The sequence below is a fragment of the Streptomyces sp. P13-3-3 genome, assembly GCF_050571355.1.
In the GTDB taxonomy this organism is placed as follows: Bacteria; Actinomycetota; Actinomycetes; order Streptomycetales; family Streptomycetaceae; genus Streptomyces; species Streptomyces althioticus.
Genome location: NZ_CP192228.1, coordinates 4,436,901 through 4,448,810 on the forward strand (window position 1 = coordinate 4,436,901; position 11,910 = coordinate 4,448,810).

The 11,910-nt window shown below is 73.4% G+C and carries 11 protein-coding genes and 1 pseudogene; 2 read left to right on the plus strand and 10 right to left on the minus strand.

The window, feature by feature from the left end:
• Positions 1–15: 15 nt before the first annotated feature.
• The 8 genes from ACQZOG_RS20395 to ACQZOG_RS20430 all read right to left on the minus strand — a co-directional run bounded on the left by ACQZOG_RS20395 (position 16) and on the right by ACQZOG_RS20430 (position 6,803).
• Positions 16–330, minus strand: coding sequence for a hypothetical protein (locus ACQZOG_RS20395; protein ID WP_033275576.1), 315 nt, complete (start codon positions 328–330; stop codon positions 16–18).
• 40 nt (positions 331–370) lie between these two features.
• Entirely contained in the window at positions 371–1,024 is a 654-nt protein-coding gene (locus ACQZOG_RS20400) for a TetR/AcrR family transcriptional regulator (protein WP_193456160.1), read from the minus strand.
• Between the two features lie 97 nt (positions 1,025–1,121).
• The gene (locus ACQZOG_RS20405) at positions 1,122–2,060 is read right to left on the minus strand and encodes an AurF N-oxygenase family protein (protein WP_354795182.1); all 939 of its coding nucleotides are present in this window, start codon (positions 2,058–2,060) and stop codon (positions 1,122–1,124) included.
• Positions 2,061–2,139: 79 nt separating this feature from the next.
• Positions 2,140–2,634 (minus strand): DUF3291 domain-containing protein, encoded by a 495-nt coding sequence (locus tag ACQZOG_RS20410; protein WP_193456159.1) that lies wholly within the window; start codon positions 2,632–2,634, stop codon positions 2,140–2,142.
• 86 nt (positions 2,635–2,720) lie between these two features.
• Positions 2,721–4,181: a penicillin-binding transpeptidase domain-containing protein gene (locus ACQZOG_RS20415; RefSeq protein ID WP_193456158.1), complete on the minus strand. Its 1,461-nt coding sequence runs from the start codon at positions 4,179–4,181 to the stop codon at positions 2,721–2,723.
• A complete protein-coding gene (locus ACQZOG_RS20420; protein WP_163087597.1) occupies positions 4,178–5,539 on the minus strand; it encodes an FtsW/RodA/SpoVE family cell cycle protein in 1,362 nt (453 codons plus the stop codon). Before ACQZOG_RS20420 ends, ACQZOG_RS20415 begins: the two co-directional genes overlap by 4 nt.
• 43 nt (positions 5,540–5,582) lie before the next feature.
• Positions 5,583–6,146: an SH3 domain-containing protein gene (locus ACQZOG_RS20425; protein ID WP_354795174.1), complete on the minus strand. Its 564-nt coding sequence runs from the start codon at positions 6,144–6,146 to the stop codon at positions 5,583–5,585.
• 150 nt (positions 6,147–6,296) lie between these two features.
• Positions 6,297–6,803: a protein-tyrosine phosphatase family protein gene (locus tag ACQZOG_RS20430; protein ID WP_351031543.1), complete on the minus strand. Its 507-nt coding sequence runs from the start codon at positions 6,801–6,803 to the stop codon at positions 6,297–6,299.
• 98 nt (positions 6,804–6,901) lie between these two features.
• Here ACQZOG_RS20430 and ACQZOG_RS20435 point away from each other — a divergent pair.
• Positions 6,902–7,704, plus strand: a pseudogene (locus ACQZOG_RS20435) (NERD domain-containing protein).
• A gap of 32 nt (positions 7,705–7,736) precedes the next feature.
• On the opposite strand, the gene ligD reads toward ACQZOG_RS20435, so the two are convergent.
• Entirely contained in the window at positions 7,737–8,618 is an 882-nt protein-coding gene (gene ligD, locus ACQZOG_RS20440) for a non-homologous end-joining DNA ligase (RefSeq protein WP_397666784.1), read from the minus strand.
• A 64-nt stretch (positions 8,619–8,682) separates the two neighbouring features.
• Here ligD and ACQZOG_RS20445 point away from each other — a divergent pair, with 64 nt between their 5' ends.
• Complete coding sequence (locus tag ACQZOG_RS20445) at positions 8,683–9,705, plus strand: Ku protein (protein WP_391605977.1); 1,023 nt, start codon at positions 8,683–8,685, stop codon at positions 9,703–9,705.
• Between the two features lie 381 nt (positions 9,706–10,086).
• Here the strand turns inward: ACQZOG_RS20445 and ACQZOG_RS20450 are convergent, their stop codons facing one another.
• Entirely contained in the window at positions 10,087–11,850 is a 1,764-nt protein-coding gene (locus ACQZOG_RS20450) for a beta-ketoacyl-[acyl-carrier-protein] synthase family protein (RefSeq protein WP_430741703.1), read from the minus strand.
• Positions 11,851–11,910 lie beyond the last annotated feature (60 nt).

An 11,910-nucleotide genomic window follows, 5' to 3' on the forward strand; every position in this document is an offset into this window, starting at 1 on the left:
TTCGGCGCAACGGCGTCACCCGTCGGCGTCGTCCGGCTTGCCCTGCGGCGTGGCGTCCGGATGCGGCGCGGGCCTCGACCACGGCCAGCGGCGGTCGCTCCCGGCCCGGCCGGTGGGGTCGTAGAGGTACTTCCAGCGGGCGGTCAGACCGGTGAGCCTGCCGCTCCCGCGCGGCACCCTCCGGTACACCAGCACGGTGGGCGGGCCGCCGTCCGGGGCGGGGACCGGGATGCGGTACGTCTTGGGCGGGTGCCCGGTCATGCCGAGCAGCACGGGCAGGACGCGCCCGTCCATGGGGCCGCCCTCGAAGGGGGTGTCTTCGCTCTTCACCCCACCAGTCTCGGCCATCGGCCGGGGCCCCGGCCCGAGGTCACAGGTCCGCGGCCAGCGCCTGCACCAGGGTGTCGGTCTGCGCGTCCCGCCGCGCGGTCACCGTCAGCACCGCCACGAACTGCTCGACCAGCCAGTCCCGCAGCTCCTCCAGGGGCGGCTGCTTGTCCTCGTCGAGCCAGATCAGGGAGGCGGCCTCCACGGCCGTGATCCACATGCGGATGGTCATCCGCAGCCGGGGCCCGGGCTCCTCCACGCCGAGGTGGCGCAGGATGTGCTCGGCCGCGGCCCGCCGCACCCCGTCCACGATCGCGGTCGTACGGGAGGTCTCCACCACGCTGCCGCCCTGGAGCAGGGCGCTGAATCCGGCGTCGTGCCGGCCGACGAAGTCGAGGTAGCGCTCCACGGCCCGGGTCAGCCGGGGGACCAGCGGGCCCTCCTCCGGTTCGTCGAAGCAGTCGCGCAGCTCGTCGGCGGCGGACTTCAGGGCCGCCTCGTAGAGCTGCTGCTTGCCGCCGGGGAAGTAGCGGTAGACCAGGGGCCGCGACACACCGGCGGCCTCCGCCACGTCGTCCAGCGACACCTCCTCCGGCGCCCGGTGGGCGAAGAGGGACAGCGCGGCCTCCAGCAGCTGGCTGCGGCGCTCCTCGACGCTGAGGCGCCGGTAGGCGGGGGTGGAGGCCTGCGAGGTCATGCCCGCAGCGTAACCGGCCGTGGCGGGCGCACGCCGGGCGCGGTCGCCCGCCCCGGCCGGATTCCGACCTCGGGCGCCCGCCCGGTGGAACGCCTGGTCAGGCCAGCAGGCCGGAGGAGCGCCAGAGCCGGCGGCCCACACCTCGCAGCACGCCGATGTCGTCGAGGAAGTCCGTCAGCTTCTTCGCGCCCTGCTGCATCACCTCGCGCCGGTGACCGCTCGCCCGCACCCGGGCGACCGCCTCGCGCCGGTCCAGGCCGACGTTCGTGTAGACCTCCGGGTTCACGAACGCCACCGAGAACACCCGCGCGAACTCGCCCGAGGAGACCCGGGTGAACTCCTGCGACCAGCGCGGCGCGGTCATCATCTGCCGCCGCAGCTCCTCACGCGCGTACCGCACGTGCCGCGCCTCCTCGATCACGTGGATGCGCGTGACGCCCCGGATCAGCGGCTGCACCCGCTCGTCGGGGAAGGTCAGCCGCTGCATCCAGTCCAGCACCTCCTCGCCGAGGAGGGTCGCGGTGAACGAGCCGGGCGTGGTGGAGATCGTCTTGAACAGGCGCCCCAGGTTGTGGTGGACGCGGGTCACCGGGTACCAGGGGGTGCCGCTGTGCGCGATCACCCGGGCGAACATCTTGGAGTGCCGGCACTCGTCCTCGATCTCGGTGAGGGCGTACCGCACGTGGGCGCTGGTCGCGGACTTGTCGTAGATGTGGCGGACCAGCAGCTGCATCAGGATCAGCTCGAACCAGATGCCGAGGGAGGCGAGCGCGGCGGCCTCGTGCCGGGAGAGCAGCATCCGCTGCTCCTCGCTCATCCGCCGCCACAGCGGGGTGCCGTACAGCGACACCAGCTCCGGCGGCCAGAACCATTTCCCGTCCTCGAAGGGCGCGTCCCAGTCGAGCTCCGTGTCCGGGTCGAAGGAGTGCTTCGCGGAGGACTCCAGCAGCCGCAGGGCCACCGTCTCCCGGTTCTTGAGCTGCCCGAGGGCGTCCCGCAGGCCGTCGAGCGCGTCGGTCTCCGACAGGGTCGTCATGACGGTTCCACCTCGGGGCGTCTCGGGTTACCGGCAGGTCACCTTTATGAGACTGCCTGTCAGCAAGCCCGTCAATCCCTCACGCAGGACTTGTCGCCGGCCGGTCCGCGCCCCGCGTCCCCCCGGCCGCGCCGGGCGGGAAGGAGGTGCGCAGGGTGAAGGCGTACGGGGTCGGGCCGTGGGCGCGCAGGTGCAGCAGCCGGTCCTCGGCCTCCGTGACGGTGGGGCGGTGGCCCGCGGGCACCCACCACAGCGTGGTCATGGCCTCCTCGACGCGCTCGAACCACTCGCGCCTGCGGCCGAGCATCTCCCGGTGCCGGCCCTGGTACATGAACGCCGTCAGCGCGTCCGTGTCCCGCCACACCGACAAGTTGACGATCAGCCACGGGTCGTCGAAGACGGAGATGGCCGTGGCGTCGCCCTCGTCGCTCTGTAGCCGCCACACGAAACCGCCGGCCGCGTCCGCGTCCGCGTTGACCGGGTCGAGGTTGTCGACGAAGTCCTTCAGCAGGGGAGTGTCCAGCGGCGCCTTCAGCCGGGCGATGTTCACCTGGGCGAGTTCGTATGCGGTCATGGACCGAACGTTAGGTCGGGAGTGCGGGGCCGGGCACCCCCGTCTCACCAACTGAGCACCGTGATGGGGAAGTTCGGTCGGGCCCTTCACTCGGGCCGCAGCACCGCCTCCATCACCGCCCGCGCCACCGGGGCCGCCGTGCCGCCGCCGCTGATCTCGCGCCGGCTGCCCTCGCCGTCCTCCACCACCACGGCCACCGCCACCTTCGGCTCCAGCTCGTCCTCGCGCTGCGCCCAGGAGATGAACCAGGCGTACGGCATCCCCGAGTTGCCCAGACCGTGCTGGGCGGTGCCGGTCTTCCCGCCGACCACGGCGCCCTCGATCGCCGCCTTCCCGCCGGTGCCGTCCTCCACCACCCCGCGCATCAGCTCCCGCAGCCGGCTCGCCGTCGCCGGGAGCATGGCCCGCCGCACCGCGCCCGACCCCGCCGCGGACACCGTGCCGCCGCTCGCCCGCGTGGTCCGCTCCACCAGGTACGGCTCCCGCACCTGCCCGCCGCTCGCCACGGCCGCCGCGACCATCGCCATCTGCAGCGGCGTGGCCCGCGTGTTGTACTGCCCGATCGACGACAGCGCGAGCTGCGCCGCGTCCACCGTGGTGTCGAAGGTGCTGGGCGCCACCGGGAACGGGACGCGCAGGTCCGCGTCGTTGAAGCCGAAGCTCTCCGCCGTCCGCCGCAGCCGCTCCACCCCGGTGGCGACCCCGAGCTGGGCGAACACCGTGTTGCAGGACCGCACGAACGCGTCCCGCAGTGTGGCGTTCCGGCACCTGTCCGTCCCGTTGACCAGCCGGGTCGTCGTCCCCGGCAGCAGATACGGGTCGGGGGAGCGGGTCGGCTCGTCGACGCCCTTCACCACGCCCGCGTCCAGCGCCGCCGCCGCGGTGACCACCTTGAACGTCGACCCCGGGGGATAGGTGCGCTGCACCGCCCGGTTCAGCATCGGCCTGTCCGGGTCGGCGTTCAGCCGCGCCCAGGCCTCCCGCGCAGTCCTGCCGTTCCCCGACAGCGGCTCCGGGTCGTAACTCGGCACCGACACCAACGCCAGGATCCGCCCGGTCGACGGCTCCACCGCCGCCACCGCGCCCTTCCGCCCCCGCAGACCCTCGTACGCCGCCCGCTGCGCCCGCGGGTCGATCGTGGTCAGCACGTCGCCGCCCGCGCTGCGGGAGCGGGTGAACTCGTTCCACAGCGGCAGCGGCTGCAGCACCGGGGCGGCCCCCGACAGCACCGCGTCCTCCGTGGCCTCCAGCAGCGTCGTGCCGTACTCCTGCGAGGCGAAGCCCGTCACCGGCGCGTACAACGGCCCGTCGCTGTAAGTCCGTTCGTACCGCAGATGCTCCCCGGTGTCCCGTGACCCGGTGACCGGGCGGCCGTCGACCCAGATGTCACCGCGCGGCTGCTGGTACCGCGTGATCGTGGCACGCCGGTTGGCCGGGTTCGCCTCGTAGTCCTCCGCGTGCAGCACCTGCACCCGGGCCGCGTTGACCAGCAGCGCCACCAGCAGCAGCGCGCAGAACAGCGCCGCGTGCCGGATGTGCCGGGTCACCGGAGCGCACCCGCGGCGTCCTGCCGCCGCGCGCTGTCGCTGAGCCGGACCAGCAACGCCACGATCGCCCAGTTGGTCACCACCGAGGAGCCGCCCTGCGCCAGGAACGGCATGGCCATCCCGGTCAGCGGGATCAGCCCGGTCACCCCGCCCGCGATCACGAACACCTGGAGCGCCACCAGCGAGGCGAGCCCCACGGCGAGCAGCCGCCCGAACGGGTCGCGCAGCGCCAGCCCGGCCCGGTAGCCCCGTTCCACCAGCAGCCCGTACAGCAGGATGATCGCGGACAGCCCGGCCAGGCCCAGCTCCTCGCCGGCGGTCGCCAGGATGAAGTCGGACTTCACGGCGAAGCCGATCAGCACGGAGTGTCCGAGCCCCAGCCCCGAGCCCAGGATGCCGCCCTCGGCGAAGGCGAACAGCGACTGGGCGATCTGGTTGGGGCCCTCGCCCGCCTCGATGGAGGCGAACGGGCGCAGCCAGGTCTCGATCCGGTGGTGCACGTGCGGCTCCAGCCGCCCCACCGCGACCGCGCCCAGCGAGGCCAGCAGCAGCCCCACCGCGATCCAGCCGGTGCGGCCGGTGGCGACGTACAGCAGGACCACGAACAGCCCGAAGAACAGCAGCGACGTGCCGAGGTCACGCTCCAGGACCAGCACGCCCACGCTCACCAGCCACACGGCGACGATCGGCCCGAGCACCCGCCCGGTGGGCAGCTGCATCCCCCAGACGCGGCGGCCCGCGTACGTCAGTGCGCTCCGGTTCGCGGCCAGGTACGCGGCGAAGAACACCGCCAGCAGCACCTTCGCGAACTCACCCGGCTGGATGGAGAAGCCGGCCACCCGGATCCAGATGCGGGCGCCGTTCACCGCGGGGAAGAGGATCGGCACGGTCAGCAGCACCAGCGCGACGGTCACGCACAGGTAGGTGTAGCGCTGGAGCACCCGGTGGTCGCGCAGCACCAGGATCACCGCGATGAACAGCGCCACCCCGAGCGTCGACCAGATCAGCTGGGCGGGGGCGGCCCGGTCACCGGGCGTCTCCAGGTCCAGCCGGTAGATGAGCACCAGACCCACCCCGTTGAGCAGCACCCCGATCGGCAGCGGCAGCGGGTCGGCCAGCGGGGCCCGCCAGCGCACCGCCAGATGGGCGAGCACGGCGAGCACACCGAGCCCGGCGCCGTAACCGGCGGCGCCGGGCGGGACGGTGCCGTTCCTGGCGAGACCGACGGCGCAGTAGCCGTACACCGACAGTCCGACGGCCAGGACGATGAGGGCGAGTTCCACGCCCCGGCGCCCGGTGGGACGGACGGCGGGCGCGGACGGGTCCGCCGTCGCCAGGGTGATACCGGCCTTGCTCATGTCCGGAACTTACCCATGTGCGACGCTTCGCGTGGTGCGCTCATCAGCACCAGCGTGGCGCGGGACCGATGTTGTCGATGTAGCGGGCCGGGCCCCAGGCCCAGGTGCCGTCGGTGAGCAGGTACCAGAGCGGGTTGCCGTCCACGGTGTCGCCGGGCACCTTGCAGAAGATCGAGACGACCTCGCCCTTGTGGGCGTACCGGATGACCTGGGAGCCGCGGTTCGGGGCGCTGCGCAGGGCCAGCTTCTGGGCCGTCACCACGCCGCGGTACTGGCCCTGGTCGCCGTGGTTGCCGCCGGCCTGGTTGCCCCAGTCGCCGCCCTGGTTGCCGCCGCTCTGCTGGTGGGAGCCGGAGTTGTTCCCGGAACCGGTGTTGTTGCCGTTGCCGGAGCCCGTGTTGGTGCCGTTGCCGCCCTGCTGGCTCCAGTTGCCCTGGCCGCTCTGGCTGTTGCCCTGGTTGCTCTGGCCGCTCTGGTTCTGGTGGCCCTGGCCCGGGTCGTCGGCGGCGAGTGCGGGGGTGACCACGGTCGCGACCGCCAGGGCGCCGGCGGCGAGCGCTATGGGCAGACGGCGGGTCAGCGGGGGACGCGGGCGTCGCAGGGACATGGCCGTACCTCCATGGGGGGAGACAACAGGTCGAAGGTGACTTGTCGCCACATTAGGAGCGCCCCCCTGCGCCCGCCCGCCCTGCTGCGCCATCGGGGAGGGCGCTCCGCCTACCGGGTCACGCACGCCCGGTACGGAGGCGGAGCCCCGTCACTCCGTCAGCTCCTCCAGCATCCGCGCGGTGGCGAGTCCCGCCCGCAGGTAGTCGACGAACAGGCCGTTGTGCAGGGCCCAGGGGGAACGGCGGGCCCGGATCAGCCGGATCGCCTCCTCCGCCGAACGCCCCCTGCGCATCAGGGCGTGCGCGACCACCAGACCCGACCGGTTGTAGCCGTGGAAGCAGCGGACCAGGACCGTGCGCCCCGCGTCCAGGGCCTCGCACGCCGCCTCGGCCAGCCGGATCACGCCCGCGAGCTGGGTGCCGTCGAGCGGCCCGTCGGGGATGGGCCACACCTGGTGCTCGACCCCCGGGTCGGGGCCGTGCTCCGGCAGCCGCAGCAGGGTCTGCACCAGGTCGAACTGGCGGTGCACCACCACCTGCTCCACCCGCCCGGCGGGCCCGCGCACCTGGTGACCGCCCATCCACAGGCCGGGCTCGATCTCGTCCCACGGGCTCTCGGGAGCCGGTACGTCGGGTTGACTCTCGCGGGTACGCAACGGCGCCTCCCACTCTCATCGCCAACTCCTGTCCACGGTATCCGGCTTCTTGCCCGCGCAGCACCCCGCCTGTTCCCATGGAGGCGGGGTGATGGCGCATGGACCGACCACGCGTCGTGCCGACCCGACGGCACGGCAGGGACCGGCTCTGCGTCCGCCTCCCGGACGGCAGGAACATCGCCTGGTACGACCGTGAGGCGGCCCGTGTGAACCTGCTCGACGCCGAGCACGAGGAGGAGGTGCTCGCCGCCCTGGGCCCGTACCTCACCGGCCCGGTCGCCGTCGGCCCGCCCCCGGTCCCCACCCCCGCCGACCTCGCGCGGCTCTCCCTCCACCCCGACGACGACCTCGCCCCGAACCGTCCCGGCGAGGCCCTGCTCGTCGACCTCGACCGCGACCCCGGCCCGGCCCGCCGCCTGCGCCCGGACCCGCGCCGCGCCGAACTGGACGCGCAGCGGACCGTCGGCGACGCCCTCGACGCGATGGGCGACGCCGGCTGGCACGCCCTGCACTCCCTGCCGCTCCCCGGCAGCCACCACGTCCACCACCTGCTGATCGGCCCCGGCGGTCTGTACGCCCTGCACGTCCGGTCCGCCCACGGGCGGCGGGTGACCGTCGCGGAGCCGCAGGTGCGCATCGGCCGGCGCCCGCCGGAACCCGTGCTGCACCGGGTGCGTGCCGATGCCGACCGGGCCGCCCACGCCCTCACCGCCGAGGTCCGCCCGGTGCTCGTTCTGGCCGGCGCCCGCCGCGTGACGGTCGTGGCGGCGCCGCGCGGGGTGCGGGTCCTGACGGACGCGGACGTACCGGGCTGGGGCGGGGTGGGGGTGTGCTGAAGCCCACGGACGTCGAGGCGCTGTACGCGGCGGCGCGGGACCGGGGGACGTGGGCGGGGGTGTGAGGGGGTGGGGCTGAGTCCGGTGCAGGGGGACGTCAGGGCAGCGTGCCCGCCTCGTCCGGGTCCAGCAGCGGTGCCAGCAGGTCGCCGAAGTCCTGCAGCCGTGGGGGGATGTCGGGCGCTTGCAGCGCCATCCCGCCCGGCGACCGGCACTCCTCGACCTCCTGCCAGGTCACCGGCGCCGACACCAGCGGCTCGGCGCGGGCCCGCAGCGTGTAGGGGGCGGCCGTGGTCTTGCGCGCCGCGTTCTGGCTCCAGTCGACGAAGACCTTCCCCGGCCGCAGGCTGCGCTTCATCTGGTGCAGCACCAGCCGGGGCATCGCCTTCTCCGCCTCCACGGCCAGTGCCTTCGCATAATCGGACACCTGTTCGGATGAGGAGCCCCGTACCGCCGTCAGCAGGTGCAGCCCCTTCGACCCGGACGTCTTCGCGTACGCCTCGAACCCGTCCTCGGCCAGCCGCTCCCGCAGCCACAGCGCCACCTCGCAGCAGTGCACGACCGTCGCCGGCGGGCCCGGGTCCAGGTCGAACACGATGCGGTCCGCCTGTCCCGGGTCGGCGATCCGCCACTGGTGGGTGTGGAACTCCGCGACCAGGTTCGCCGCCCACATCAGGCTCGGCAGATCCTCCACCAGCACCATCCGCGCGGGCCCCTCCGACCTCGGCACCTCGGCGGTCGTGACCCAGTCGGGCGTACCGGGCGGCACGTTCTTGGTGAAGAACACCTGCCCGTCGGGCCCGTCCGGATACCGCAGGAACGACACCGGCCGCTCCCGCAGATGCGGCAGCAGCACGTCGGCCACGGTCGCGTAGTAGTGCAGGACCTCCGCCTTGGTGAAGCCGGTGGCGGGATACAGCACCTTCTCCAGATTGCTGAGCGGGAGCCGTCGCCCCTCCACCTCCGTGATGGGAGCCATACGATGAGAATCTCACGCAAACCATGACAAAGGCTCCGACATCGATCGGCGGACGACCGGAGAGGTGCTGCACGTGAGGTCCATCTGGAACGGCGCGATCTCGTTCGGGCTGGTCAGCATCCCGATCAAGCTGGTGAACGCCACCGAGAACCATTCGATCTCCTTCCGCCAGATCCACACCGAGGACGGCGGCCGGATCCGCTACCGGAAGTACTGCGAGCTGGAGGACCGGGAGGTCAGCAGCCAGGAGATCGGCAAGGGCTACGAGGACTCGGACGGAACGATCATCCCGATCACCGACGAGGACCTGGCCGGGCTGCCGATCCCGACCGCCAAGACGATCGAGATCGTCGCCTTCGTGCCCGAGGACCGCATCGACCCGCTCCAGATGGACGCCGCGTACTACCTCCAGGCGGGTGGGGCTCCCGCGGCGAAGCCGTACACGCTGCTGCGGGAGGCGCTGAAGCGGAGCAAGAAGGTCGCGATCACGAAGTACGCCCTGCGCGGGCGGGAGCGGCTCGGCATGCTCCGCGTCGTGGGCGACGCGATCGCCATGCACGGCCTGCTGTGGCCCGACGAGGTGCGCGCCCCGGAGGGCGTCGCGCCGGACACCGACGTCACCGTGCGCGACAAGGAGCTGGACCTCGCGGACGCGCTGATGGACACGCTCGGGGAGGTCGACCTGGAGGATCTGCACGACGAGTACCGCGAGGCGGTGGAGGAGGTCGTCGCCGCGAAGGCGGCGGGCGAGACGCCCAAGGAGGCGCCGGCCCCGGAGGCCGGTGGCGGCAAGGTCCTGGACCTGATGGCGGCCCTGGAGAACAGCGTCCGGGCGGCGCGGGAGTCGCGGGGGGAGGAGGCGGAGGTCAAGCAGCTTCCGCAACGCAGGACGAGCCGCTCGTCGCCGAAGGACACGGGGGGTAAGAAGTCGACGTCGACGGCGAAGAAGAAGACGACGTCGTCGCCGCGGAAGTCGACGTCGAAGACGTCGAAGGCGTCGCAGTCGGAGAAGAAGGCGACGGCGAAGAAGACGCCGGCGAAGAAGAGTGCGGCGAAGAAGACGGCATCCCGCAAACGCTCGGCCTGACCCGCCTGGGTGGGTGCGGGTTGCTGTAGCGCCTACGGGCGGTGGGTGGTGCGGGGCCGCGGTGGGGGCGGTCGTCCTCGGTCTGGCGCGAGAGTGCGCGCTGAAATGGTTCAGGGGGTGGACGCGCCAGCCGCTGCGGGCGCCCACCCCCACCCCGTCCCCTCCCCGCCGCAGGCGGCTACGCCGACACCGGTGGCGTGCGCCACCTCCCCGCCACCCGCGTGTGCGAGGGCGGGGAGGCGGCCGTCAGTCCCGCCAACCGCGGGCATTCGTGCCGCCTGGGGCGGCACGGGTGGGTGCGGCGGCACCTCGCTGGCGCCGAGGTGCGCCGACACCCCCCGGCCCGCACCCACGCCCGGGCGCTGAAAACCGCGCCCCGCGCTAAGACACCCGCCGCAACGCCAGCACCGCGTTGTGCCCACCGAAGCCGAAGGAGTTGCTGAGCACAAGATCGCCGCTGTCCGGCAGCGCACGCGGACCGTCGCGGACGACGTCCAGGTCGATCCCGTCGTCCATCTCCCCACACCCCACCGTGGGCGGCACCACCCCGTGGTGCAAGGTCAGTACCGCCGCCACGGCCTCGACCCCACCCGCAGCCCCCTGCAGATGCCCCAGGTGTCCCTTCAGCGCCGTCACCGGCACAGACCCCCCACGCTCACCGAGCACCCCCCGCAGCGCCCTCGCCTCCGCGAGATCCCCCTCCACCGTCGCGGTGGCATGCGCGTTCACGTGCACGACGTCCGCCACCTCACCCCCCGCGTCCCGCACAGCCCTCCGCAGCGCGAGCGCGATGCCGTCGCCGGACGGGTCCGGGGCCGCGACGTGATACGCGTCGGCGGACAGCCCCCACCCCGCCGCCTCGCAGTAGATCCGCGCCCCGCGCGCCCGGGCGTGCTCCTCGGACTCCAGGACCAGTACCCCCGCGCCCTCACCGTTGACGAACCCGTCCCGGTCCTTGGCGAAGGGACGTGAGGGCGACCCCTCCGACGGATCGCCCTCCGCCAGCGCCCGCATCGCCGCGAACGACGCCATGATCGCGGGCGTGATCACCGCCTCGGCGCCGCCGGCCAGCGCGACGTCGACCCGGCCGTACCGGATCCGGTCGACGGCCTGCCCGATCGCCTCGGTGCCGGAGGCACAGGCGCTGGTCACGGTGCGTGCCTCACCGGTGACGTGCAGGTCGAGCGACACCTGCGAGGCGGCCTGCGACGGCACCGTCATCGGCGTGGTGAGCGGGGAGACACCGCGCGGGCCCCGTTCCCGCAGCTTCCGGTCGCCGCCGACCAGCACGGACGCGTCGCCGAGGATCGCGCCGAGGCTGACCCCGACCCGCTCCGGGTCCAGCCCGCTCTCCCGGGTGCCGCCGGCGGCGTACCCGGCGTCGGACCACGCCTCGCGCGCGGCCAGCACCGCGAACTGCGCGGCCCGGTTCATCCGGCGCGCCGCCTGCCGGGGCAGCAGCGAGGCCGGGTCGACGGGCACCGTGCCCGCGGTCCGCACCGGCAGCCCGTCGAACTCCGGGTCCGTCAACTCCCGTATGCCGTGCCGCCCTTCGAGTAGCCCCTTCCACAGCTCGCCGGTGCCCACGCCCAGCGGGGTGACCGCGCCGAGCCCGGTGACCACCACGCGCCGGGGCCCGGCCGCCCGCGCCTGACGTACGGGACGCGGCTCGTGCCGTACGACCGTGCCCTCGCGGGCGGCGTCGGCGGCCCAGCGGCGCACCTCCGCGTCGGACGCGGCCTCGGCGTCGGCGGACTCCGTGGTGTCCCGGTGCCAGGCGCCCCAGCGGCGTACGTACGTCACCTCGGCGGCCAGTGGGTCCACCGCCCGCAGGACGGTCAGCCGGTCGCCGTCGCGGAACTCCGCGCCCTCCAGGGTCTCCGGCTCCACCAGCGGCACCGCGTCCACGTCGACCCGCCGACCGGCGACGGTCACCGTCCGCTCGCGCCGCAGGTCCTCCTCGTGGTCCACCCCGCCGAGCGGCGGCCGCAGCGTGACCCGGATCACCTCGGGGGAGACGGGCAGGGTGTGCGTGACGACGTGCCAGCGGCGTTCGGCCGCGTCCTCTGCGGTCAGGGCGAACAGGTCGCCGGGGACGACCTCCGCGGCGGTCACCTCGTGGGGCCGTATGGGTACTGCAGGCATTTCGGGGGAGTGGGTCATGGCCGAGCATGCTCTCTTTGGTCCGAACTGTCGTACTGCGGG